The organism is Erwinia sp. L03-1 (genome assembly GCF_058686115.1).
Genome location: NZ_CM178762.1, coordinates 3,569,651 through 3,594,648, shown reverse-complemented (window position 1 = coordinate 3,594,648; position 24,998 = coordinate 3,569,651). Strand labels below are relative to the sequence as shown.

General features: G+C 50.9%; 18 protein-coding genes. All 18 read left to right on the top strand.

The window, feature by feature from the left end:
* Positions 1-37 precede the first annotated feature (37 nt).
* The 18 genes from AC4PCC_RS16690 to AC4PCC_RS16605 all read left to right on the top strand — a co-directional run bounded on the left by AC4PCC_RS16690 (position 38) and on the right by AC4PCC_RS16605 (position 24,777).
* Positions 38-2,395, top strand: a complete 2,358-nt coding sequence (locus AC4PCC_RS16690) for a type VI secretion system Vgr family protein (protein ID WP_492125261.1) — start codon at positions 38-40, stop codon at positions 2,393-2,395.
* 15 nt (positions 2,396-2,410) lie between these two features.
* Positions 2,411-5,029: an N-acetylmuramidase domain-containing protein gene (locus AC4PCC_RS16685; protein WP_492125260.1), complete on the top strand. Its 2,619-nt coding sequence runs from the start codon at positions 2,411-2,413 to the stop codon at positions 5,027-5,029.
* A gap of 3 nt (positions 5,030-5,032) precedes the next feature.
* A complete protein-coding gene (locus AC4PCC_RS16680; RefSeq protein WP_492125259.1) occupies positions 5,033-5,710 on the top strand; it encodes a hypothetical protein in 678 nt (225 codons plus the stop codon).
* 55 nt (positions 5,711-5,765) lie between these two features.
* Complete coding sequence (locus tag AC4PCC_RS16675; protein WP_492125258.1) at positions 5,766-7,412, top strand: DUF8812 domain-containing protein; 1,647 nt, start codon at positions 5,766-5,768, stop codon at positions 7,410-7,412.
* Positions 7,412-7,783 (top strand): lysozyme inhibitor LprI family protein, encoded by a 372-nt coding sequence (locus AC4PCC_RS16670; RefSeq protein WP_492125257.1) that lies wholly within the window; start codon positions 7,412-7,414, stop codon positions 7,781-7,783. The genes AC4PCC_RS16675 and AC4PCC_RS16670 overlap by 1 nt, the downstream gene beginning before the upstream one ends.
* A gap of 224 nt (positions 7,784-8,007) precedes the next feature.
* The gene (locus tag AC4PCC_RS16665; protein WP_492125256.1) at positions 8,008-9,360 is read left to right on the top strand and encodes a glycoside hydrolase family 19 protein; all 1,353 of its coding nucleotides are present in this window, start codon (positions 8,008-8,010) and stop codon (positions 9,358-9,360) included.
* On the top strand, positions 9,345-10,076 hold the full coding sequence (locus tag AC4PCC_RS16660; protein ID WP_492125255.1) for a hypothetical protein: 732 nt from the start codon (positions 9,345-9,347) through the stop codon (positions 10,074-10,076). The genes AC4PCC_RS16665 and AC4PCC_RS16660 overlap by 16 nt, the downstream gene beginning before the upstream one ends.
* A gap of 57 nt (positions 10,077-10,133) precedes the next feature.
* Complete coding sequence (locus AC4PCC_RS16655; RefSeq protein WP_492125254.1) at positions 10,134-10,628, top strand: hypothetical protein; 495 nt, start codon at positions 10,134-10,136, stop codon at positions 10,626-10,628.
* Positions 10,629-11,174: 546 nt separating this feature from the next.
* Positions 11,175-11,438, top strand: a complete 264-nt coding sequence (locus AC4PCC_RS16650; RefSeq protein WP_492125253.1) for a PAAR domain-containing protein — start codon at positions 11,175-11,177, stop codon at positions 11,436-11,438.
* Positions 11,384-12,646: a hypothetical protein gene (locus AC4PCC_RS16645; RefSeq protein ID WP_492127609.1), complete on the top strand. Its 1,263-nt coding sequence runs from the start codon at positions 11,384-11,386 to the stop codon at positions 12,644-12,646. The genes AC4PCC_RS16650 and AC4PCC_RS16645 overlap by 55 nt, the downstream gene beginning before the upstream one ends.
* Entirely contained in the window at positions 12,643-16,023 is a 3,381-nt protein-coding gene (locus AC4PCC_RS16640; protein ID WP_492125252.1) for an ImcF-related family protein, read from the top strand. Before AC4PCC_RS16645 ends, AC4PCC_RS16640 begins: the two co-directional genes overlap by 4 nt.
* Position 16,024: 1 nt before the next feature.
* Entirely contained in the window at positions 16,025-17,635 is a 1,611-nt protein-coding gene (tssA, locus tag AC4PCC_RS16635; RefSeq protein WP_492125251.1) for a type VI secretion system protein TssA, read from the top strand.
* Between the two features lie 56 nt (positions 17,636-17,691).
* Positions 17,692-19,461 carry a type VI secretion system baseplate subunit TssF gene (tssF, locus tag AC4PCC_RS16630; protein WP_492125250.1) on the top strand — a complete coding sequence of 590 codons (1,770 nt, stop codon included), beginning with the start codon at positions 17,692-17,694 and terminating at the stop codon, positions 19,459-19,461.
* Positions 19,425-20,504 carry a type VI secretion system baseplate subunit TssG gene (gene tssG / locus AC4PCC_RS16625; protein ID WP_492125249.1) on the top strand — a complete coding sequence of 360 codons (1,080 nt, stop codon included), beginning with the start codon at positions 19,425-19,427 and terminating at the stop codon, positions 20,502-20,504. The genes tssF and tssG overlap by 37 nt, the downstream gene beginning before the upstream one ends.
* Before the next feature lie 31 nt (positions 20,505-20,535).
* Positions 20,536-21,060, top strand: coding sequence for a type VI secretion system lipoprotein TssJ (tssJ, locus tag AC4PCC_RS16620; RefSeq protein ID WP_492125248.1), 525 nt, complete (start codon positions 20,536-20,538; stop codon positions 21,058-21,060).
* Positions 21,061-21,071: 11 nt separating this feature from the next.
* Entirely contained in the window at positions 21,072-23,543 is a 2,472-nt protein-coding gene (locus AC4PCC_RS16615; protein WP_492127550.1) for a type VI secretion system Vgr family protein, read from the top strand.
* Positions 23,543-24,412, top strand: coding sequence for a DUF6402 family protein (locus tag AC4PCC_RS16610; RefSeq protein ID WP_492125247.1), 870 nt, complete (start codon positions 23,543-23,545; stop codon positions 24,410-24,412). The genes AC4PCC_RS16615 and AC4PCC_RS16610 overlap by 1 nt, the downstream gene beginning before the upstream one ends.
* Positions 24,409-24,777: a DUF6201 family protein gene (locus AC4PCC_RS16605; RefSeq protein ID WP_492125246.1), complete on the top strand. Its 369-nt coding sequence runs from the start codon at positions 24,409-24,411 to the stop codon at positions 24,775-24,777. Before AC4PCC_RS16610 ends, AC4PCC_RS16605 begins: the two co-directional genes overlap by 4 nt.
* Positions 24,778-24,998: the final 221 nt, after the last annotated feature.

The window sequence follows — 24,998 nt, the reverse complement described above, 5'->3', positions numbered from 1 at the left end:
TATACCTCTGAGAAAAAGCGGGAGTGAGGGAGAGAGGATGAATGATTCTGTAACTGCCCTGGCAAAGGACAAAATAGATGCGCTTTTGGGGATGTCCCGCTACAGGCTGGATGTTCATGCGTGTCCGCATTTTCTCGATGTTTTCAATTTTCGGGGTGAAGAAAAACTCAGTGAGCCCTGGCACTATACCGTCAGGGTGACCTGTACTGCGGGTGACATTGCCAGTGACGGCGTGCTGCTTAAACCGGCGGCGTTTACATTCCAGATACCGTTGTATAACGGAATGCCCGCCACGCCAGTGCGCACCGTCTATGGCGTGGTCCACACCTTTCAGCGTCTTTCAACGTCGGCTGATGAGACCCACTACACGCTCAATATTGTGCCGCGTATTGCGCTGCTACAGCATACCAGGCGTAGCGAGATATATCTCAATCAGTCCGTAACGGAAGTGGTTGAGAAAATCCTGCGTTTACACGGGCTGGAAGGGCCCGATTTTGAATGGCGTCTGTCGCAGTCTTACCCGGTGCGTGAGCTCATCACACAGTGGCGTGAAACCGATCTGGAGTTCATCCAGCGTCTCCTGGCCGAAGTGGGTATTTTTTGGCGCTTTGAAATGGATGGCCGCCTGGAACAGGACGTGGTGATTTTTCAGGACAGCCCGGCACAGTATCAGTTTGGGGTGATTCTGCCGCTAATCCCGCCGTCGCGCACCAGTGATAACGGCCAGCTCAGCGTCTGGAATATCAAAACCCGTCAGCAGGTTGTCTCCGGGAGCGTGGCGACCCGGGATTACAACTACCGTCAGGCACTGACGCCGTTGGACAGCTCCGCGTCAGTCAGCAGCATCGAGGGCATCACGACGGGTGAGGTTTATCACTATGCAGAACCTTTCCTCAGTGAAGGTGACAGGGATACCCCGGAAAGCGGCGCGTATTACGCCCGGCTGCGTCATGAACGCATTCTGAATGCGCAGCAGGGGGTTGTCGGAAAAACAACCAGTCCGGTGCTGGCACCGGGTGAGGTGCTTGAACCGCAGGGTTCGCTTCCCGCCAACCTGAAAGACGGTATTGTCATCACAGGTGTGCAAAGCAGTGGTTCGCGTAAGCAAAGCTTTACGATGACCTTTACCGGGATCCCCTACAGTGAAGCCGTGTGCTACCGCCCACCGTTACATAATCGCCCGGTAATTGCCGGTACGTTGCCTGCCCGTGTGGAAAGCACCGAGAAAGGCGATATCTATGCCTGGCTGGACAGTCAGGGGCGTTACCGGGTGAAGCTTGATTTTGACCGCAATGGCCGTGAACAGGGCTATGCCTACCTCTGGCTACGGATGGCGAAACCCTACGCGGGTGATAAATACGGTTTCCATGCCCCCCTGCTTGACGGTACCGAAGTTTCGGTGATGTTTGATGCGGGTGATCCTGACCGCCCGTATATCGCCTATGCCCAGCACGATTCTGAACACCCGGACCCCGTCACCAATGATAACCACACGCGTAACGTCCTGCGTACACCGGCAAACAACAAACTTCGCCTGGAAGATAAGCGTCAGGAAGAGCACATCAAGCTCGCAACTGAATACGGCAAGACTCAGCTGAATATCGGCCATCTTGTGGATGGCCAGCGTGAACAGCGTGGTACCGGCTTTGAACTGCGCACCGACGAGTTTGGCGTCCTGCGTGCGGGCCGCGGCGTTTATCTGACCGCAGATGCGCAGATAAAAGGCCAGGGACAGATGCTGGAAATGACGCCAGCCGTCAGCCAGATAACTCAGGCCAATAGCGAGATGCAGGCGCTGAACGGCGCTGCCGAACAGGCGAAAGCCCTGACCTGCGATATTCAGACGCAGAATAATCTGGTGCAGAGCCGACTGAAAGACTTGCAGTCGGCGGTTGTGCTGGCCTCTGCCCCGCAGGGAATGGCGTTCACCTCAGGCGAGCACCTGCAGCTGACCAGTGCACAGAACATCATGATCACCGCCGGTAAGCATGTTGATATCGGGGCAATGAAAAATGTCACGGTCAGCGCGGAGCAGTCACTGGGGTTATTTGCGCATAAAGGTGGGGCAAAAGTCATTGCCAACCTGGGTAATGTCGAAGTGCGCGCCCAGCACGGCACGCTTGAAATGAGTGCCGACCAGCAGTTCACGGTCACCAGCAGCAAGGATGAAATTATTATCAGTACGCCGAAAACCCTGACGCTTAACGGTGGCGGCTCATACCTGAAGCTGAGTGAAAGCGGTATTGAGCACGGGACTCATGGGGACTTTACGACCAAAGCGGTGAATTATCTCGTTCCTGGTTCCGGGAATACCCTCCCCGCAGAAACACCTGATTTCAAAAAAACTGATATTAGCATTACCGGGAAAAACTCTGCCAAATGGACCAGTGAATAACAGGGAGCAACAGCAATGGCGTTAATACCTAAAATCAGTTTCCCAATACCTGCCAGTGGAACAGGCAGGGCGTTCGGTAATGCAGAAGAACTGCTTGGCCTTATCGAAGGGGAGAGTTCAGGTCTTTATCTGGTGGGCAGTCAGGGCATGTGGCACGGGGGGATCCACATAACGGACACCACTGCCCCATGGTGTGCATTAACCGGTGAAAATTCGTCAGAGCTGGCGTATGTCAATAAACCTTATCCCGGTGAGCAGGCTGTCAGCTGTATGGCCGATGGTAAAGTCGTGGCTTACCGGGTTTGTGAAGATTATGACTTTATCGCCTGGCGTGGCGATAAGCTTTATTTCTCAACATCGTTTGTGCTGGTTAAACACTATATCCAGCCGGGTGAAAACCCATGCGGCGGTCTAACCTTCCATACTCTGTACATGAATCTGGCCCCGATGTCTGCCTATGGACAAACTGATGCCAGTCTCAGGGAAACAGCGAAGGGGCAGCTTTATTACAGCTCGCAGGACGAAGTGAATACCGGAAAGGCAGCGGGGACGTTAATCGCGGGCACCCGCGTAAAACTGAGCGGGCAGGTGATGACCTCCGCCAGACATCATCGCCAGTTCTGTGAGGTGGCGGTGGTGAATGATACGGGGTCACTGAAGGCGGGTGATAAAGTCTGGACAGTATCAGACCGGGGTTGGCTGAAGCCGCTTTCTGTCAGGGCAGAAACGCCATCCTGGTGGGCGAAGTGCTCCCCGGCCTGCCAGACTGGAACCGGGGAACAACAGGGCTATAAAACCAGCAGGGTACTTAAAACATATTTAAGTTCTGAGGATATCAGCGCGGGGAAAAACAACGGTAAGCTGCCAAAAGATATTCCAGTGACGGTTGATGCGCGTGTTCCTGCGTTTACCCGCACCCCGGATAACCGTATTTTCAGCCTGGTCACGCTTGGCAAAGATAATCTCCCTTTAAAGAAAGGTGATCGGGTCTGGGTGGTGTCGGATAATGACAATCTGATTGCCGTGCGTGCACCATCAGCAGGGGAAGGAAAATACGGGGAGGTGGTTGTGCCGGAAACGGCAACAGCCATCAGCGCCGGAGACCGCATCGGGCACCTGGGGTTTTACGAGCTGCCGGAGGAAAACGGGAAACGCTCGCGTTACCAGGTGCATATTGAGTGCCTGAGCGCTGACAGTAAACTGCCGGTTTTTCTGACTAACCCGGATAAGGTGGGTGAGCACAATCCGGTATACCTGAAGTATGCGGAAGGCACGGAGCTTTATATGCCGGATGCTGCGGGTAAAATGGTCAGTACCACGCGAAAAAGTCGTGCGCCCGGCATTCTTACGCGTGTAAAAGTGCCGGGTGTGGACGCAGACGGCAAAGCATTAACAGACAACCTTAGCGCGGCATATTACCAGGTACGACCGGAAGGCGGCTGGATGGCGGCGGCCAGCATGAAGAAGGTGGCGCAGTCTGACCTGGCCTCTCTGGGATTTATTACCCTGGATAAGACACCAGAGAGTTTTGACCTGATAGACGGTATTCATCATCCCGATAATGTGGTTAAAGGCATACTGGAAGAACTGCACAAAGCTGCGCAGAATGAAACGGACACCAGCCGTGCACTGAACCAGTATAATTACGATCGCCTGCTGAAGCAGATAGACACGAATAATGATGGTCAGTATTCGGAACAGGAGTATTTGCAGGCGGTGCATAATCCTTCGTACCGGGACCATCTTTACCGGATAATAGTGAAACACCCGAGTGAGTGGTATTACGGCAAGGATGATGGATGCTGGAAGAGCTATCTGAGCACGCTGTCGCAGGATCCGTCACTGGGGGTCTGGAAGGCGTATACGGAAGCTTTTATAGAGAAAATGAAGTGGATGAAGCAGGTGACGGGGATGGTGGGGGACCCGTGGCATATGCATCCGGTGGTGTTTTTGGATTGTCTGCGTACAGTGAATAAACAATGTTATTGCTACAAACAAGGGATTGTTGATCGTCCATGTCAGTCAGGTGCACAAGATGTTACTAAGGCTGATTTTGAAGTGCTAGCAGACCAATTAGGTGTGGAACGAGAAGTATTAAGAGCGATTGCTGTAGCTGAAACGGGGGATAAGGTGCCATTTAAGCAATATGTAAGCGGCGTGAGGCATGCAACGATTCTTTATGAAAGACATTTCATGAAAAGATTAGCTGCAATTCAAGGTGTAAAGCCTGAAGTAATAAGAGAGGTTGAATCCTCTGAGCCTAAGATTATTCATTCCTATGATAGTAGCTATACTTATGGTTCGGATAGTGAACAATATGAAAGGTTGGTAAGAGCTAGAGTAATTAATTACGACGCTGCAAATATGTCTTGCTCTTGGGGGAAATTTCAAGTCATGGGTGAGTATTATTACCATTTATATAAATCCACTAAAGAATTAGTTGAGGCACAAAATTATTGTGCAAAGCAGCATCTGCAATTTTTCAAAATATTTTTGGTTAAGGAAAAAAGAATGCTTCAGTCAATGATTGATAAAGATTGGCTGGAAATTGCCAGAAAATATAATGGGGCCGGACAGGTTGGGTATAATGAAAAAATTGAAAAATCGTATAAATACTTGAAAAGTAAATGGTGAAAAATGGACGCTCTTAAAATATTGTTTCTATCTGTTATAGTGATTTTTTTTTCAAACTCTGTGCTTGCAAAAAATAATGCATTGCTTAGTGAAGTTAAAAATGAAGACGGGAGTGTATGGATAATAGAAAAAAGCGATGAAGGCTATAACCTAAAATATACAAATACAAAAGGGGAAGTCTTTTGTAATAGTAAAATTATTACATCCTCCATTGAGGAAAATAGTTTGTATTTAGATGCAACATCAACAGGTGGTGTTTCTCTGGTCATGGCTTATCCAAGGGATTCTTACATATTTAATTTTTCTTCTGAATATACTCCAAGTATGATATCCGCTTGTAAAGAAATAACCTTGCCTTCTACTGAGCAACAACACGCTGCGGTCTTACTGACTCTTTGTACTAAAAAACAAGTATTACAAGGTATGACGTTAGCTAATGCGGATACGGAGAGCTTACTTGCATCTAATAATTTGATGCTTAGTGGTAATTTTAAAACTTTAATCGGGAGTGAGAAGTCATATTTATATAATGAAAATAAAATACAAAAGCGAGGTAAGCCCTACTTAATAAAGGGGGATGTTGTTGAAGTTCAAGGGTATGAAAATTCAATGCTAAAGATTAAATACGTGAAAAAATCAAAAGTCATCGTTGCATGGATTAAATTTGTAGATATTTTGTAACTGTTACAATTATCTTTTCCGAAACCCTTTAAAGAAAGGTGATCGGGTCTGGGTGGTGTCGGATAATGACAATCTGATTGCCGTGCGTACACCATCAGCAGGGGAAGGAAAATACGGGGAGGGGGTAGTGCCGGAAAAGGCAACAGCCATCAGCGCCGGAGACAGCATCGGACATCTGGGGTTTTACGAGCTGCCGGAGGAAAACGGGAAACGCTCGCGTTACCAAGTGCATATTGAGTGCCTGAGCGCTGACAGTAAACTGCCGGTTTTTCTGACTAACCCGGATAAGGTGGGTGAGCACAATCCGGTATACCTGAAGTATGCGGAAGGAACGGAGCTTTATATGCCGGATGCTGCGGGTAAAATGGTCAGTACCACGCGAAAAAGTCGTGCGCCCGGCATTCTTACGTGCGCAAAAGTGCCGGGTGTGGACGCAGCCGGCAAAGTATTATCAGACAACCTTAGCGCGGCATATTACCAGGTTCGACCGGAAGGCGGCTGGATGGCGGCGGCCAACATGAAGAAGGTGGCGCAGTCTGACCTGGCCTCTCTGGGATTTATTACCCTGGATAAGACACCAGAGAGTTTTGACCTGATAGACGGTATTCATCATCCCGATAATGTGGTTAAAGGCATACTGGAAGAACTGCACAAAGCTGCGCAGAATGAAACGGACACCAGGCGTGCACTGAACCAGTATAATTACGATCGCCTGCTGAAGCAGATAGACACGAATAATGATGGTCAGTATTCAGAGCAGGAGTATTTGCAGGCGGTGCATAATCCTTCGTACCGGGACCATCTTTACCGGATAATAGTGAAACACCCGAGTGAGTGGTATTACGGCAAGGATGATGGATGCTGGAAGAGCTATCTGGGCACGCTGTCGCAGGCTCCGTCACTGGGAGTCTGGAAGGCGTATACGGAAGCTTTTATAGAGAAAATGAAGTGGATGAAGCAGGTGACGGGGATGGTGGGGGACCTGTGGCATATGCATCCGGTGGTGTTTTTGGATAGTATTCGTGATTCTGAAAGCGATGAAATGGATACTAAATGGCTAAAAGTGCCCAAAGGACAACTCACGTTCAATGCAGAGGGAAATGATATCGAGAACAGTATTTACTTTTCTCGTCACCCGCACGTCCCGAATAATAAAGGTGTTGTGATTGGGCTCTCAGGGATTACATTTGGGCGAGGATTGGATTTTGGTCAACAGTCAAAAACTTATATCCAGACCTTTTTTAAAGACATGGAAAGAGATGCTAAACCATTACCTTCAACGTTAGAAAAATGGCTTCTTGGTAGCGTAGGATTCAAAGGGACGGCTGCACTGACCTACTGTCTTGGTATCGATAAGCATGTGCCTAAACACGAACAATATTTAACCAGGAAGCAGCAGCACTTCCTCTTTAATGCAGTTTATAAGCATTTGTACAACGTAACAAAACGGGTGATATCCAAAGGCGCAAGTATAGATGGTGTACAAATTTCAGCTGAATTGGGATCATACAGTCAGAACGTTCAGGATATATTAGTTGATTTAACGTTCCGAGGAGATAACTCTCCGAGAACAAGGCAATATTTCATGAAAGATCTTAAATCTGGAGAAAGTCAATTTAAAAGCAATATGTCAAACTCTCACTGGAGGGCTTCTTTTGGTGTACCAGTACAGAGATTCAATGAACGGAAAGGATATTTATAATGAATAAGTATTTTGCATTGATGCTGGTTTTTTCTTCATTTTCAGCTGTTGTATATGCTGACTCTTCAAATGAACAGGATAATTATCTAAAAATTAAAAGTGAATATGCTAAAAAAGATGGCGTGCTAAATTATATTTATAAAAAGCAAATTCAAGAGTATAAGGAAGAAGGTGCTGATTTTTATGGGCAGAGTAAGTCAAAAGATATTTATCTGAAAAAATCTCAACTCGCGTGGATAAAAATGAGAGATGCCGATTGTGATTATGAAACCTACGAATCGAGAACTGGAACTGCATTTTCCAGTATATACCAGCAATGTTTGCTGGATAAAACCAATGGGCGAATTAAATATCTAAAGGAAAAAAAATAATATTATCATCAAGCAGGAAATAAATTATTTATGAATCATTAATAGGGGGCGTTGGATTAAATTTGATGATTATTGAAGGTTTTTATCGATATAACACACGTAGCATTCAACTAAAGGGAAAAAGTTAATCCAACTATGAGCTAAAAGGACTATCAAAGAATAGGGGTAAGGCCGGTGAGCACAATCCGGTATACCTGAAGTATGCGGAAGGAACGGAGCTTTATATGCCGGATGCTGCGGGTAAAATGGTCAGTACCACGCGAAAAAGTCGTGCGCCCGGCATTCTTACGTGCGCAAAAGTGCCGGGTGTGGACGCAGACGGCAAAGCATTAACAGACAACCTTAGCGCGGCATATTACCAGGTACGACCGGAAGGCGGCTGGATGGCGGCGGCCAGCATGAAGAAGGTGGCGCAGTCTGACCTGGCCTCTCTGGGATTTATTACCCTGGATAAGACACCAGAGAGTTTTGACCTGATAGACGGTATTCATCATCCCGATAATGTGGTTAAAGGCATACTGGAAGAACTGCACAAAGCTGCGCAGAATGAAACGGACACCAGCCGTGCACTGAACCAGTATAATTACGATCGCCTGCTGAAGCAGATAGACACGAATAATGATGGTCAGTATTCGGAACAGGAGTATTTGCAGGCGGTGCATAATCCTTCGTACCGGGACCATCTTTACCGGATAATAGTGAAACACCCGAGTGAGTGGTATTACGGCAAGGATGATGGATGCTGGAAGAGCTATCTGAGCACGCTGTCGCAGGATCCGTCACTGGGGGTCTGGAAGGCGTATACGGAAGCTTTTATAGAGAAAATGAAGTGGATGAAGCAGGTGACGGGGATGGTGGGGGACCCGTGGCATATGCATCCTGTGGTGTTTTTGGATGCAATAAAATCAATGCCAGATTTTGAAATTACTGTTGAATTGATTGAGAAATTATTAGGGCATACCAATCCTTGGTTTACCGGAAAAAGAGGGGGGAAGGCCTTTGCGAATTACTTCAAAAGTAGTTACCCTGAAGTTTATGAATTTGATAAGCATAGTTTTGTAAATCAATTTAATGAGAAATTAACTGAATATGGTATTACAGGTGCTTATCACAAGGCTCATTTCCTGTCTCAATGCTTACATGAATCTGCTCATTTCGATACAACTTTGGAGTTTGGTTCGGGGAATAATTATGATCCAGGACAACATCCGGATGCGATTAAGAATGGGAATACGGTTGTAGGTGATGGTCCCCGCTATAAAGGGAGAGGGTTGATACAGCTAACTTGGAAAAAGAATTATCAGCGTTTATCCAGTTATTCAGGCGTTGATTATGTTACTGACCCTGAACTAGTGGCCTCTGTAATGAGCAATGCAATTGAAGCATCTTGCTGGTTTTGGCGGAATAATGGCGGCATTCACAGGAAATATGATGCCAAAGGCGATATTAATGTGCTAATTGACAAAGAAAAAAATAATGTTGAGCTGATCACCCTTGCTGTCAATGGGGGGGGGAATGGATTACCTGAAAGAGAATCATATTTCAAAGTAATCAAAAAAGAATGGGGGTTGGAATAATTTTATTTAAAGGTGCTGTAATTATTTTTGCGCTGGGTCTCATTTTAGTAACTGTAAATGGGTACGCAGCTGACTGCAATATAAAATCATGTGATGGGCTGACGTTACCTGAATCTGTACATAATTTCATAGCAAAAGGCTATGCAGATATTGAAATTATAACATTGAATAATAATAAATATATTTCTCTAAGCAGTGAAAGTGATGTTAATAAATGCGTGGTTATTTTTAATGTAAAAGGTAACAAAGTAGAAAAAAAACCTTCTGCTGGCGAAGATGGGAAGTTATGCAATCTATCAGATGTTAATGGCAATGTTGTAAGCTCTTATCGAGATCAGGGGGTGTGGTTTAATGATGTTTACCAGATTTCATCAGAAAAAGCATGGGATTTGTTGTTATCTGATTCTTGTGCTGATTGCCAGCAGGTAAAGAGAACGTATTATACAAATGGTGTGAAAAACCATGTGGAGTTAATATCTGAAGGTGGTGATTACTCTACTAGAAAACCATTGAGTGGTGTAATTTTGGCTCAAAAGGCCACCTTGTATTCCATGCCAGATGAGAAAAAAAAATTAAAAGAATATTTAGTGAGAGGTGATTTATTTAAACTTTTGGATATGTCGAATGATGGGGCATTTTATCAACTTGAATATACACCTTCATCAGGTAAAAAAAGAGTATATTGGATTAAATCAGATGATTTTGACCTGAAATAATCACCTTTTTAATTTGATGTCTTTGTATGAAAAAGATGAAATGAAAAGGAAGGCCAGGTGCGACCGGAAGGCGGCTGGATGGCGGCGGCCAGCGTGAAGAAGGTGGCGCAGTTTGACCTGGCCTCTCAGGGATTTATTACCCTGGATAAGACACCAGAGAGTTTTGACCTGATAGACGGTATTCATCATCCCGATAATGTGGTTAAAGGCATACTGGAAGAACTGCACAAAGCTGCGCAGAATGAAACGGACACCAGCCGTGCACTGAACCAGTATAATTACGATCGCCTGCTGAAGCAGATAGACACGAATAATGATGGGCAGTATTCGGAACAGGAGTATTTGCAGGCGGTGCATAATCCTTCGTACCGGGACCATCTTTACCGGATAATAGTGAAACACCCGAGTGAGTGGTATTACGGCAAGGATGATGGATGCTGGAAGAGCTATCTGAGCACGCTGTCGCAGGATCCGTCACTGGGAGTCTGGAAGGCGTATACGGAAGCTTTCATTGAGAAAATGAAGTGGATGAAGCAGGTTGCAGTGTTTTAGATATGCGTAATGGGTGTGTAGTCAGTGATTGGGATGGTGAAGCGTTTTGATATAATTGGAAAAAAGGAAAAGATGTATTAGCAGAGTCTAATAGTAAAGACTCTGAAAAGTTTGATTTTATATCTGCGACACCTTCCATAACTAAAATTAGAAAATCATTATCACCTCTTGATTCATATGAAGTTAATAATATTCTACGCTGTGATCGGCTTAATGATAAAATATCCCCATGTATCAAAGGCTGATTAAGGAAAATACAGGTTCCAAAGAAAATATTTTAGTAGGAGTTGTGAACTATCTAAAGTCATTAAAAAATAACTTTAGATAGCAAGAGTCCCCTTTAATACATCACCGAGTGATGACGGTAAAATAAAAGAGTATCTGATTTCGACTTATAAAGGGGAAATATTGTAAACTACCCAGGAGGGTTAGCGAATGTTGGTTATGAAAATGATAAGGGCGCGACTTTATTTTTTTAGTGTAAAAATAGCTTGATGAATTTACTTATTAACTAAGTGAGTTAAAGTAATTTAAGGATAAATAACTATGTTAGCGATCGTCCGAATAGGTGATAAAACAACACATGGCGGAGCTGTATTAACGGGTTCCGGTACGATGAAATTTGGAGGTGTTGGCGTTGCTCGTAAAGGGGATAAAGTCTCATGTCCGATAATAGGGCATGGACCTACTACAATTATTGAGGGCAATCCGAATTATCTTGATCAGGGGATCCCCGTTGCATTTCATGGACATAAATGCGCATGTGGTTGCACTCTAATCAGTTCATTCTCGGCGGCGAAGGTAGGGTAAATATGCCGGTATTTCTGGATGAAGTGCCTGATAAAGCCCCCAAAATAAAACGGCCTGATACACTTAAGTGGTCAGGCCTACTGGTATTGCTCCTGATTATTGGCTGTACATTATCCTTTTTATTTTGGACCTGCGAGAGACAAGGGCTGTTTTTCTGGTTTACTGCGCTTGGTGTCCCGACTTGTATGTGGGGGATATTATTTGGGTTACGTCGCATTGCTTATAAAGCCGACCAGGTTTGGGCGGAATCCTGGAATACCAACCGTAATACCCTGTGGAGTAAAGAGGTTGAGCGTGGGCAACGAGCGGCCTGGCTTGTTGCTTCAGGTGTCATAACTCAGGCTGGAAGTGGAAGCGATAAAATCTTATCGGCAATAAAATCCTCATCGCCAATAGTGCAGGTACAACAGACCCGCGAAGGAAGACGCATCATTCGGCATTCAAAGTTATCTGGTTTTGAAAGTGTGTCTCAAACGGAACAATTTAAAGAGGTACTTAAAACACTCATTGCACAAATTGAACCGGTACTCACAAAAATTCCTGAGAACATAGCATGTTTGTTAGTAACTGACTTCGATACTCCAAACATCCCGGATATTACAACAATAGCATCTGCCGTGTTAATGACTGAAACAGGGCGCTCGTTCACCTTGCTCCAGGATAAAGGTTTTGAGGCGCTTGACTGTTGGCTTGATAGCGCATGGCGTAAGCCTTCATTGCTTTTGGCTCTGAGTGCTGAGATACGTGAAATGCCCCAAGAGAGTGAGGGTGAGGCAATAACATTAACTTTAATGTTAAACCGAAAACATCCGGAAATTCCTGAGGCAGTGCAGTTATCCCGGCCTGAAAAAAACAAAAATGACTCTCTGACTAAAACGCTCTCACGTGCATTGATGTGGGGAAATTTATCACCTCAAGAGGTCAAAGGAAGCTGGGTAACAGGACTGGAGTTTTCACAAAGTGGAGAGTGGTATTCTGCATGTGAAGAAAATGGATTAACGCTCAACATGACGGAAGAACATACAGATATCGACGAATTTATTGGTTATGTTGGCGTTTCAGCACCCTGGCTTGCTGTAGCGATATCCTCACTCGCCACCCGCTCTGGCACAGCACAAATAATAGCCATCAAAACTGTTACAAATGACGTATGGATTGCCGGCGTGAAACCCGGCGATAACACAGGGATACGACAGGACAAAATGTGAAAGTAAAAACACTTATCGGGAGTATCGTTCTTACACTTATCTTTATAATCGCCATTTTTGTGTATTTGTTCATGGCCCTACCTGAAAAGATGGTGGTCTGGACCGGCATTGGCCCACTTAATAATACTCAGCTGCAGATATGGTGTCTGGTATTAATTCTCGTTGTTGGCCTCCTCGGATGGCTAATCGAACGGTTATTTGATCGTGCAGGGAGATCAGGTGTCAGGACTGTTTTTGAAGAAAACAAAAAACGGTTAGTGGGAACTCAGTCTCCTTTGATTCTAAAAGATCAAACTGGCAGTGGATTTTTCAATAGTTCTGATCTCATCGATCACCTCCGCCTGCGCTACAGCCGCCGCTGGAAATCAAAAGTTCGTCTGCTGCTGGTCCAGGGCAGCGATGAACATATTGCGAAAGTGGTTCCGGGGCTCAAACGCGACCACTGGCAGGAAAATGACGGCATTGTCCTGATCCATGCCGGGCAGGCAAAAGCCACACCGGACCCTGAGTTTGTTGCGGTGCTCAATCAGATTCGCCCGCAGCGCCCTGTCGACGGCATTGTGCAGGTTATGGACTGCGCAACACTTCCGGATGCCGCCGCGCTCGATACGCTGGTGCGCAGCCGTCAGAAAGCTGACGTGATGCTGGGCTGGCAGGCACCGATCTGGCTTTGGTTTATTCGTGAAGAAGCCTGGAGCCAGGAAGGGGAGGGCGTTCCGACAACCGGCGCTTTGTTTGGTCCGGGGGCCGCACCGGAGGCGGCCGTTGCGTCACTAACCTCGCTTTCATCACGTCTGCGCCGGGCAGGCATGCCGGTCCTGCTGAATGATACCCGCCATGACTGGATGATGAAGCTGTCCGATCAACTGCGTGGCCCTCTTAAGCAGGAACTGATCCCGTTACTGACCAGTCTGATGAGCGGGCCCGCACCTTATCGCCTGCGTGGCGTGATGTTCAGTCCTGCGCTTGTGGCAACTGCCACGTTGCCGCATGCACGCTTAAGCCATCCTGCGTGGCAGGCGCTTGAAGAAGACTGCCTGCAGGTGCATCCCCGTAAAATCGGCTTTCACTGGCAGCGCGTACTGCGTCTGGTCCTGCTGACGCTGGCTCTGCTGTGGGGGGCAGGGACGTTGCTGTCTCTGGTGGTCAACCGCGCTCAGATTTATCAGGCGCAGGATACCGCTGAGATTGCGGCCGATACCCGACAACCTCTCACGGAGCGTCTGCGTAACCAGCTGGTGTTGCAGCAGGCGATCGCCCGCCTGCAGGACCGGGAAGCTCACGGTGCGCCGTGGTATACCCGCTTCGGTCTGAATCAGGACCGCGATACCCTGACTGCGCTCTGGCCGCTGTATGCCCGTAATAACCAGGCGCTGATGCGTGATGCACTGGCAGACGAACTTCACCGCCAGCTGAATGCCTTTGTGCAGCTGCCGCCGGCCAGTGATGCGCGAACCGCGGCGACCCGGAAGACCTATAACCTGCTGAAAGGGTACCTGATGCTGGCTCGCCCGGATAAAGCCGATGCATCCTGGCTTGCTGCAAATATGCTGAAGGCCTGGCCGGGACGTGTCGGTGTGTCTGTCAGCGCCTGGCAGACACAGGCCCCGAAACTGCTGGGCTTCTTTGCCCAGAATCTGCCTGCTCATCCTGAATGGAAGATAAAGCCTGATGCAGAACTGGTTGGCACCGTACGTCAGATATTGCTTAAACAGATTGGACAGCGTAACGCTGAATCAGGGCTGTATCAGGACATGCTTAAGCGCGTTGCCAGTAACTGGCCCGATCTGACACTGGCTGATATGACCGGCGGTGCCGATGCCTCGCTCCTGTTCAGCACAGAGGAGGTGGTGCCGGGGATGTTCACCCGTCAGGCATGGCAAGAGCAGGTGCAGAGCGCCATTGATGCGGTGGTGGAAACCCGGCGTGACGAAATTGACTGGGTGCTGACCGATAAAACCTATCAGCCAGGCAGTGATATCTCACCGGAAACCCTCAGGCGGCGGCTGACTGAACGCTACTTCACGGATTTTGGTAATGCCTGGCTGAACATGGCCAACAGCATTCAGTGGCAGGAGGCCAGCTCGCTGTCCGAAGCGATTGCGCAACTGAACCTGCTGGCTGATGTACGCCAGTCCCCCCTGGTGGCCCTGATGAACACGCTCGCCTGGCAGGGGCAGACCGGCGCTAAAGGACAGGCACTGGCTGACTCTCTGGTGGATTCGGCCAAAAGGCTGGTCGGCAGCAAAAAGCGTGCGCAGCAATTTGCGACTGAGGCACAGGGGCCAAAAGGTCCGCTGGATGCGGTGTTTGGCCCGCTGAATGGCCTGATGGCTGGCAAGGATGGCACCGGCAGCAACGGTAACCTGAGCTTTCAGTCCTGGCTGGCGCGCGTCACTCAGGTTCGTTTGAAACTACAGCAGGTGACCAGCGCACCGGACCCGCAGGCGATGGCGCAGATGCTGGCCCAGACGGTTTTCCAGGGCAAAGCCATCGACCTGACGGATACCCGTGACTATGGCAGCCTTGTCGCCGCAAGCCTGGGTCAGGAGTGGAATGGATTTGGTCAGGCGCTATTCGTTCAGCCACTGGATCTCGCCTGGCGTCAGGTGCTCGCCCCTGCGGCTGCCAGCCTGAATGCCCGCTGGCAGAGCACCATCGTCTCGCAGTGGAACACGGCATTTGCCGGGCGTTATCCGTTCAAGGCCACGGGAAGTGATGCCTCACTCCCGCTGCTGGCGCAGTTCCTGCGTGGGGACTCGGGTCGTATTGCCGCCTTTTTGAAAACCAATCTCGGTGGGATCCTGCATCAGGAGGGTAGCCACTGGGTGGTGGATCCATCGGCCAGTCAGGGTATGACCGTTAACCCGGCGTTCCTGGCTGCTATCAACCAGCTGGCGGATATCTCAGACATTATCTTTGCCCAGGGTGACGCCGGTGTTCACTTCGAGCTGATGGCACGGCCGTCGCGTAATGTGGCGCGTGTACAGCTGACGCTGGACGGTCAGAACCTGGATTATTTCAACCAGATGGAGAGCTGGCAAAGCTTTATCTGGCCGGGGAATACCTACTATCCCGGTGTGGATATGAGCTGGCGGTCGGTGAACACTGAAATGCGGCTGTACGAGCATATCCAGGGGAACTGGGGCTTTATTCGACTGCTGGGTAAAGCGCGGATCACCCCGCTCGACAGCAGTCGCACCCAGCTGGTGTGGATCGCTTCAGACGGCAATCCGCTAAAATTTATACTGCGCAGTGAGCTGGGCGAGGGTCCTCTGGCGTTACTAAAACTTCAGGGGTTCCGCTTACCGGCGTCTGTCTTTTCGGTGGAGGCTGATGCCGTGAACAGCCACCAGGCCTTCACGGAGGGGGAATAACATGGCAACGGCAAAAACACTTCTGGCACTCTGTCTCCCTGATGAAGCGCAGCAATCTGCACGGCTTACACGCCAGCAGAGCAGCCTGTCTCAGTGGGATAACTGGCTGCAACCGCTGACTGACGCTGAAGGGGCGGGGGAAGACCCCGCCTACGACGACGACTTCCAACTGATGCGCGAGGAAATCAACAAGCTCTCCGGCACCGATAGCGACATGCTGTGCCGACTGGCAGAAAGCATTCTCAGCCATCACGCCCGGGATATTCGGGTAGTGACCTGGTACTGCTTTGCCCGCCTGCAACGCGACGGCGAGCAGGGGTTATGTGAGGGCTTGCAGCTACTGGCGGCTCTCCTGACCCGCTACGGAGAGCACTGCCATCCGCGTCGCGCCAATGCCCGCAAATCGGCACTGGAATGGCTGAACAGCACGAAGATAAAGGACACGCTTTCCCGCTGGCCGGATACCACCCGCGAACAAACCTCACAAACCGCAGCGGTGCTCTGCCTGTTGGACTCGCTCCTGGAGACCTGGCCAGAGAGCGTACGTCCTTCACTCGATGGATTATCCGGCATGCTGGAGGCCCGGATTGCGGGTTCCGGCGGCCTGGAGGGATTGATGCCGCAGTCGGCCGGCAATCCGGAAAACTCTCCGGCATCGTCTGTCAGACTGTCAGCGCTGGCAAATGCAGTGAAATCGGAAGGTGAGTTTCTGAGCCAGTCGAAAGTGCTGGCAGGCTGGCTGGCCGAACAGCCTGATGGCTGGCTCGCATCACATCGCCTGATGAAAGCCGTACGCTGGGATACGGTGGGCCAGCTACCGGCTTTGGATGCCAGTGGTCGGACCCGTCTTTCGCCCCCTAAACCCGATTACCGCGCACAGCTTAAACGTCTGTACCTGCAACAGAGCTGGACTGAGCTGGTGGAGCAGGCAGGCACCATGTTTTGTGAGGGAGGCAACCGTTTCTGGCTCGATTTACAGTGGTATCTCTGGCAGGGCCTGACCCGCGCCGGGCAGCCCAGAGAGGGCTGGGCCGATTACATCACCAGTGACCTGAAGCTGTTGCTGGCCCGCCTGCCGGGTCTGGAACAGCTCGCCTGGAGCGACGGCACTCCGTTTGCGGACGAAGTGACGCTCAACTGGATAGCGGAAAAGGCGAATAACGATGTGGTGGGGTTCGGTGATGAATCCGCAGTCGTTGCGGGTGGCGGGCAAACGGATGACATTCTCGCGCTGGAGGCAGAAGCGATGGCCAAAGGCGATAGCGAAGGTCCGGAAGCGGCGCTGGGCTGGCTTCAGACCCGACCTGGAATGAACTCTCCCCGCAGTCGCTGGCTGCAACGCCTGCTGATGGCCAGAATTGCCGAACAGTTCGGACGCAATGAGATGGCACTTCACCTGCTTGGCGAGCTGACAACCCGCGCTCCACAGTTGACGCTTAACGACTGGGAGCCTGCACTGCTGTTTGAAGTGCAGGCCAGGCGTTTGAAATTGTTACGGCTGAAAGCCGGTAGAGGTGAAACGGATAAAGCCCGTCTTGCCCCGGAAATGGATGCGCTGCTGGCCGGACTGATTGCTATCGATCCCGCCCGGGCGATGGTGTTGTGCGGCTGAACAGGCTGCGCCTGATAACCTCTTTTTGACAACCACGACATTCAGGAATCCCGTGCATGGATGATTTAACCCTGCGTTATTACGAGGCAGAAATGCGCTATCTGCGCGAAGCCGGTAAAGAATTTTCCCGCGCCCACCCTGACCGTGCCGCCATGCTCAACCTCGACAAGACCGGTGCCCGTGACCCGTATGTGGAGCGGCTGTTTGAAGGATTTGCCTTCCTGATGGGCCGTCTGCGTGAAAAACTCGATGATGACCTGCCGGAGCTGACCGAAGGGCTGGTGAGCCTGCTCTGGCCGCATTACATGCGTACCATTCCGTCGCTGTCGGTGGTGACGTTCTCGCCGGAGTGGCAACTGCTGAAACAGGCTGAGGTCCTGCCGGAAGGCTTCCCGGTGTTGTCACGCCCGATTGGGCCGGGTAAAACCGTCTGCCAGTACCGTACTACCCGCGATATCCCCCTGCAGCCACTCCATCTGGCTGACGCGCGTTTGCAGACTGAGCCGGACGGGCGTGCGGTCATCCGCCTGCGTTTTGAGTGTGCCAGCAAGGTGAACTGGGCGAAAAGCGGGATCGATAAAGTCGCCATTTATCTTGATGCCGAAAGCCCTGTCGCGTCGGCCCTGCATTTGGCGCTGACCCGCCGGGTGCAGGCAATGTATGCCCGGCATGCCGACACCCACACCGAACGTGTACGCTTTGATGGCTGGTGTAAGCCGATGGGCTTTGACGATACTGAGCGACTTTGGCCGAAAGGCGAATCGGCGTTCAGTGGCTACCAGCTGCTGCTGGAGTATTTCAGCTTCCGCCAGAAGTTTATGTTTGTGGAGCTGCGTGGGCTGGAACTGACCGGACTTAATCAGGACACCACCTGGTTTGAAACCGATATTGTGCTCGATGGCGGCTGGCCATCCGATATGCCTTTTGAAACCGACAATTTCCGCCTGCATTGTGCCCCGGTGATTAACCTCTTCACCCTGGAAGCCGACCCGCTGACCATTGACCCGCTGGAAAATGAATACCTGCTGCGTCCGCTGCGCATCCAGGACGGTCACACGGAAATCTACAGCGTCGATAACATCCACGGCGCGGTAAAAAACGGTAAGCATCCCTACGTACCCTTCACCAGTTTTCGTCACCGTGGCGGCATGATGCGGCATGATGCGCCAGAGCGTTACTTCCATACCCGCGTAAAGCGCGGCCCATCGGGACTGTATGACACCTGGCTTATCCTCGGCGGGCGGTCATTCGAGATAGAGCAACTGGCGGAAAAGCCAGAGTCGTTATCCATGCGCATCACCGGTACCAACGGGCAACTGCCCCGTAAGGCGCTGGAAAGTACGCTGCTCGACCGGGTGGTGAAAGCCGGTAAAGTGCCGGTCAAGGTTCTGAACCTGAATGCGCCGACGCTGCCGCTTTATCCACCGGCCAACGACCGTTTTCACTGGCGGGTGATGAGTCATCTGGGCTCCAGCTTCCTGAGTATGATGGATAACCCGGAAGTGCTGCGCGGTACGCTGGCGCTGTATGACTGGACCGACGATGAGATGAACCGCCGTCGTCTGGAGGCTATCGTCGCCGTGAAGCATACGCTGATACGTCGTTTCGAACGCGGCTATATGCTGCGCGGGGTGGATATTGAAGTCACGCTGAATGCGGACAACTTCGCAGGCGAGGGCGATGTGAATTTGTTTGGTGAAATGCTGCATCGTTTCTTTGCGCTGTATGCTGATGTTCACCTTTTCAATCAGCTGACGCTGGTACTGCAACCGACAGGGAAACGACTGCAATGGAAAGAGAGCCACAGCCAGCACGTACCAGGCTGACCGAAGACCTCGGCCAGGATATCTGGCGGGTTAACTTTTACCGCTTCTGCCAGCTGCTTGAACAGGAATCGCCCGGCAGGCCGCTGCTGGGCACCGCCGATAGGCCGACCTGCGATCCGGTGCGTTTTCGTCCCTGGCCGGGGATGGGCTTCCCGGCAAGTGAACTCTGTGCGGTAGAAACAGACGAAGATCGCCCGGAACTGCCGCCGACCGTACGTACCACGTTTATGGGGATGTACGGCGTGGACTCACCGCTACCGACCGCGTATCTGGATGATATTGCCCAGCGTCGCGAAGGGGTTGAGGCGACTACGGCCTTTCTCGATATCTTCAGCCACCGTATCACCACCCAGTATTACCGTATCTGGCGTAAATACGCGTACCCGGCCACGTTTGAGCCTGGCGCGACGGATGCCACCTCACAGTGTCTGCTGGGGCTGGTGGGCCTGGGGATTCCCGGCACGGCAGAGAATGTTGCCACCCCGGTCTCCCGTTTCCTCGCGCTGCTGGGCACCATGCGCCTGCCGACCCGCAATGCCGAAGGTATTCGCCAACTGGTGAGCCTGCTGGCGCCAGACACCACTGCGACGGTTACCAGCCCGGACCCGCTGAAGGTCCAGGTGTCGCAGCGCAGCGGTCTGGGTAAAGGCCACCGCATTGCCCTGTCACAGCGGGCGACGCTGGGTAAAACCGGGAAAGAAGCCTGCAGCCGCATCTTACTGATGCTTGCCACCCACAATCAGCAAGAAGCCGGGGGCTGGCTGCCCGGCGGGCAACTGCATACGGATCTGATGGTGCTGCTGCGGGTTTACCTGGGCTATCGCTCGGACGTGCGGCTGCGGTTGACCGTCCCGGTGAGTGCGCTATCAGAACCCCGCCTGGGGCAAAAACGCCGCGTCCAGCTTGGCCGTACCGGTGTGCTGGGACTGAAAAACGACAGGCCCGGTAAACGTACCCATCTGACCGTCAGCCTTGGCTGTTACGAAGGGCTGGACTGCAAGCCGCTTCCTCAGGCACAGGATGGCGGTTACCGCTTCGATTAGTTCTGCTGTTTATTCTGAAAGGAACCTCTGAATGACATCCGTTTCTCTGCGACAGGTCGTCCTGCTCGCGCTTTGTGGTGTGCTTGCCGGCTGTGGCCTGACGCAGACCGTCACCGATGGCACGGTCAACGTGACCAAATCCATTTTCTACAAAAAGATAAAAGTGCTGCATCTCGACTTTGAACCGCGCGCGGCGGTCAACGCCGATGACGCGCAGACGCCGCTGGCAACCATGATCCAGGTCTGGCAGTTAAAGGACCGCCAGAAAGTGGATGCTGCCGACTATCAGACGTTACTTCGTGCCGCCGACAGCGTGCTCGAAGAGGATATCGTCGCGAGCAAATCCCTGCTGGTGATGCCCGGAGGCAGCGTCACCCTCAACATACCGATGGTCGAGGAGGCGAAGTATGTGGCAGTGGTCGGACTGTTTAACCGCCCGGAGATGAAGAACAACGCCTGGCGGTTGGTGCTGACTCGTGACGATCTCGACCCCGACAAACCCCGTACCATTGAGCTGGGGAGTGGTTTTCTGACCCTGCTTCCCGTTAAGGAGTAACGTTAATGGCAATGGACAACTGGCTGGCGCTGTTTGACGGAAAAAAGCGCTACACCTTTGAGATAAACGACAGCCGGGTAAAACCGGACGTACTGAACTTTCACGGTCGTGAGGCGCTGAGTGCGCCGTCGCAGTGGCGTATTGAGTTCACCACGCCACAGAGCGATGTGACCGCCGAAGAGGTATTACTGAAGTACGCGACGCTCAACATGCTCAGTGGCCGGGTCGTGCAGGGAATACTCACCGCGTTCGAATGGCTGGGCACCACCGCCGACCAGACGCACTACAGCGTGACGCTCTCGTCCCGTCTGGCGCTGCTGGGGTATACCCGGCGCTGCGCGGTATACCAGAATATCTCTGTGCCGGAGCTGGCAGAGCAGGTGTTGCGAGAGCACAGCCTGGAGGGGGCGGATTTTGAGTTCCGGCTGGAGAAAACGTACCCCCAGCGTGAGCTTATCACCCAGTGGCGCGAAACCGACCTGCAGTTTATTCAGCGCATCCTTTCTGAGGTGGGTATCTGGTTCCGCACCGGCGTCAATGACGTGACCGGGCTGGACACGCTGACCTTTGCCGACAGCCAGCAGTTTTATCAGTTTGATGTTCATGTGCCGTATCAGGAGCCGTCGGCGCTTTATGACGGCGCAGCGGAATCGGTGTGGGACCTGCGCAGCTGGCACAATACGGTGACGGGTCTGGTGCGCACCCGGGACTATAACTACCGCACGGCGAGCACGCCGATGGACGCCGCGGTCGCCGTCAGAAACAGCGCCACCACCACCGGGGAGCACTGCCGCTACGGCGGCCCATTCCCCGAGGCGGGCGACGACAGCACCTCTGAGCCGGAAACGGAGAGCGGGGCGTTTTATGCCCGTATTCACCACGAGCGCGAGCTGAATCAGTCCGTCCGTCTGCATCTGTTCAGCAACGCCGCACATCTGATGCCGGGGAGGGTACTGGAGACAGACGGCAGCACCCTGAATGACCTGCAGGACGGACTGCTGATTACGCTGGCCACATTTAGCGCCGCCCGAGACACACGCCTGCATGTGTCGGTATGGGGCATGCCTTACAGCGAACAGTTCTGCTTTCGTCCGGCTGAACTGCCCCGACCAAAGATACACGGCACGCTGCCGGCCCGTATCGAGAGCCGGGAGAAGCACGACATCTACGCGCATCTGGACAGCCAGGGTCGCTACCGGGTGAAGCTGGACTTCAGCCGTGAAGACGCAGAGCCGGGCTACCACTCTCTGTGGATACGCCAGGCCAAACCCTGTTCAGGCGACACTTACGGCTGGCACACGCCGCTTATCGATGGCACTGAAGTGGGCATTGCGTTTGACGACGGCAACATCGACCGGCCGTATATCGCCCACGCGTTTCACGACTCAGAGCATCAGGACGTTGTTACCCGTGACAACCGCAGCCAGAACGTTCTGCGCACCCCTGCTGCCAATGAACTGCGGATGGAAGACCAGCGCGGGCAGGAGCATATCGCGCTGACCACCCCTTTCGGCAGTACGCAGCTGAACCAGGGGCATATCGCTGACGGGCAGAATAAACAGCGGGGCACCGGCTTTGAACTGCGCACCGACGAGTACGGCGTCATCCGCGTGGCAAAAGGGCTGTTCATTACCGCAGACGGGCAGAGCAAAGCGGCAGGTGAGGTACTGGACATGGAAACGGCGCTGAAGGAAATCGACGTCTGCCAGCAGCAGATAAAGGCCCTGGCGGCCGCCGCAGAACAGGCGCAGGCGCTGGAGGCGGATATTGCCAGCCAGATAGCGATGTTCGATAAACGCCTGAAGCCGCTGAACGGGATGATTCACTGCCACGGCCCGCAGGGCGTGGCGTTCACCAGCGGTGAGCATATGCAGCTGGCCGCCAGTCAGAACGTCGCAATGAATGCTTCGGGGGATTTCAGCAGCGGGTCGATGGGTAACACCGCCATTCTGGCGGGTGAGCATACTGGCCTGTTTGCCAGAGCGGGCAAACTCAGCCTGAACGCCAGCGAAGGCCCGGTGCAGCTACAGGCGCAGAACGGTGCAATGCACATCAGTGCGGAGCAGAAGCTGAGCCTGATATCGGCCAGCGATATGCTGTTTGCGGGTAAGAAGAAAGTGACGCTGATAGGTGGCGGGAGTTACCTCATTATCGAAGGCGGGAAAATAGAGTACGGGACGGACACGACCTATACGCGGAAGATTAAGCGTTCGGCGACGACGGGTAGCACTTCACTGGATGCAAATTTGCCAGAGATGCCATCGATTCTGCCAGCATTGTCATGTGGCCCGAACGCTGCCTGTTTCAGAGTTTCAGATGCATTTACGGGAGCTGAAGATATGGAGTTCGCCTACCAGATTCAGACTCCGACAGGGGCAATACAGGGAAGAACAGACTCTGCCCTGACGCATACGGTGAATTCAGACGCAGAAGAAAGCGTGGCTCTGGATTATGTGTACCAGATAAGGGTAGGGACAAGATAATGGCAGTATCATCGACGAGCACAACCAAAGAACAGGAACAGCAGGAAAAGAAAGTCAGTGTGGATTTTTTCCATATTGATATGATTCCGGATGCAATGGATAAAATGAAATGGACAGTGGCTGCAAAATTAATGCGGCATTGGTTTAGTATTAAACCTGCTTATGGGTTTACTGCACAGTCCAAACAAGCAGCACTTAATGTTGCTGCTGCAACGCTACCAGAGTCTCAGATTGATTGTGATATTATCAAGATGTCCTGGGCCATACAGTTTGAACAGGTAAAAAACGGAATAAGCGAACTCAGTCGTGTCTGGAAGAGCGTAAAAGGAATTAGGCGTTTAAATGATCAATTGAATAAGATTAGTAATGATGCTAAATGTGAAATATCGCTTGGTTATACCGAGGATGTCAGAATACTTGATGCAAGCGCTCAGGTAAACATTCTGCCAGTCGGTAGTAAAATTGATACCGTAAATGAATGGTATGGGGCAATGGGAAATTCAACACTGAAAGTTTGTGTACGTGGAAAAACTAGTAAAGTTGATGGAAAAAGAGTTTTTTTAATCGAAAGGATCGGCTTTTATCTTAAGGATACATACGATTTTGTTGATGAAGGGACAACACCTGAGCCATTAGGTATTTGGAGTAACGACAGAATTTTGGACAAAAAATCTTCAGCGATTTATATGTCGACCTATCTTTCGGGCGTGTGGGGAGTACTGGCACGAGAATACTCAGGTTTTGTGCCTGTATTTAACTCGGATTTTCGTCGTTGGCAAAGAAAACATAATACAGGTGGTGATTTTATTGTTCTTTCTGATGTCATGTGGATTGAACCGCTACCCAAAGATAAGGTGGTGGGCTTATGAGTGTGCTAAAGATAAAATGGATGGTTGTAGCCTTGCTTGTTGTCGCATGGACTTTATTTCCATCAACTATTTTGAGCGGGACTTACTCAAAAGTATTTGAAAGCTATAGTCCCGACAAACAATACAAAGTTGTCATATACCTGTCAAAGGTTTTATCACCCATGTCTCTGTATAAGTATTTAAAAAATGAGAATTATTTTTTCGTTTTATATGATAAGCAAGGGGGTGAAATTTTTAGACCCTCTCCATTCTATGGAATATCTGATATAGCTGCTTATGATTCAATAGAGTTTGTTCCTGGGAAAGGGGCGTCTTTGTTCTTCCCAACTGCAAAAGGTTATGATTCATTCGAGTTACCGAAGTAGTATGCCTGTGTTGATCCGATGGACAGTGAATGTAAAGGATAACAATGATCCTACCCACGTAATGTGGACACAGCCCTAAGTGAGGTTCTGGTTTTCAAACCAGAGAAAGATCACGAAAAGTACAATTTCTGCACTACAATCTTGAGTGTTTTTAGCTTTAAAAATGAACTAACTGTGACATGAAAAACTATAAATCTGCTGCAGAATGTGATCAAATATCT

Excerpts from the sequence above, each read along its gene's own strand:
- tssF (WP_492125250.1), top strand. The coding sequence starts at position 17,692 with ATGGATGATTTAACCCTGCGTTATTACGAGGCAGAAATGCGCTATCTG.
- AC4PCC_RS16670 (WP_492125257.1), top strand. The coding sequence starts at position 7,412 with ATGAATAAGTATTTTGCATTGATGCTGGTTTTTTCTTCATTTTCAGCT.
- tssG (WP_492125249.1), top strand. The coding sequence starts at position 19,425 with ATGGAAAGAGAGCCACAGCCAGCACGTACCAGGCTGACCGAAGACCTC.
- AC4PCC_RS16690 (WP_492125261.1), top strand. The coding sequence starts at position 38 with ATGAATGATTCTGTAACTGCCCTGGCAAAGGACAAAATAGATGCGCTT.
- AC4PCC_RS16660 (WP_492125255.1), top strand. The coding sequence starts at position 9,345 with ATGGGGGTTGGAATAATTTTATTTAAAGGTGCTGTAATTATTTTTGCG.
- AC4PCC_RS16665 (WP_492125256.1), top strand. The coding sequence starts at position 8,008 with ATGCCGGATGCTGCGGGTAAAATGGTCAGTACCACGCGAAAAAGTCGT.
- AC4PCC_RS16605 (WP_492125246.1), top strand. The coding sequence starts at position 24,409 with ATGAGTGTGCTAAAGATAAAATGGATGGTTGTAGCCTTGCTTGTTGTC.
- AC4PCC_RS16615 (WP_492127550.1), top strand. The coding sequence starts at position 21,072 with ATGGACAACTGGCTGGCGCTGTTTGACGGAAAAAAGCGCTACACCTTT.
- AC4PCC_RS16680 (WP_492125259.1), top strand. The coding sequence starts at position 5,033 with ATGGACGCTCTTAAAATATTGTTTCTATCTGTTATAGTGATTTTTTTT.
- AC4PCC_RS16685 (WP_492125260.1), top strand. The coding sequence starts at position 2,411 with ATGGCGTTAATACCTAAAATCAGTTTCCCAATACCTGCCAGTGGAACA.
- tssA (WP_492125251.1), top strand. The coding sequence starts at position 16,025 with ATGGCAACGGCAAAAACACTTCTGGCACTCTGTCTCCCTGATGAAGCG.
- tssJ (WP_492125248.1), top strand. The coding sequence starts at position 20,536 with ATGACATCCGTTTCTCTGCGACAGGTCGTCCTGCTCGCGCTTTGTGGT.
- AC4PCC_RS16645 (WP_492127609.1), top strand. The coding sequence starts at position 11,384 with ATGCGCATGTGGTTGCACTCTAATCAGTTCATTCTCGGCGGCGAAGGT.
- AC4PCC_RS16650 (WP_492125253.1), top strand. The coding sequence starts at position 11,175 with ATGTTAGCGATCGTCCGAATAGGTGATAAAACAACACATGGCGGAGCT.
- AC4PCC_RS16610 (WP_492125247.1), top strand. The coding sequence starts at position 23,543 with ATGGCAGTATCATCGACGAGCACAACCAAAGAACAGGAACAGCAGGAA.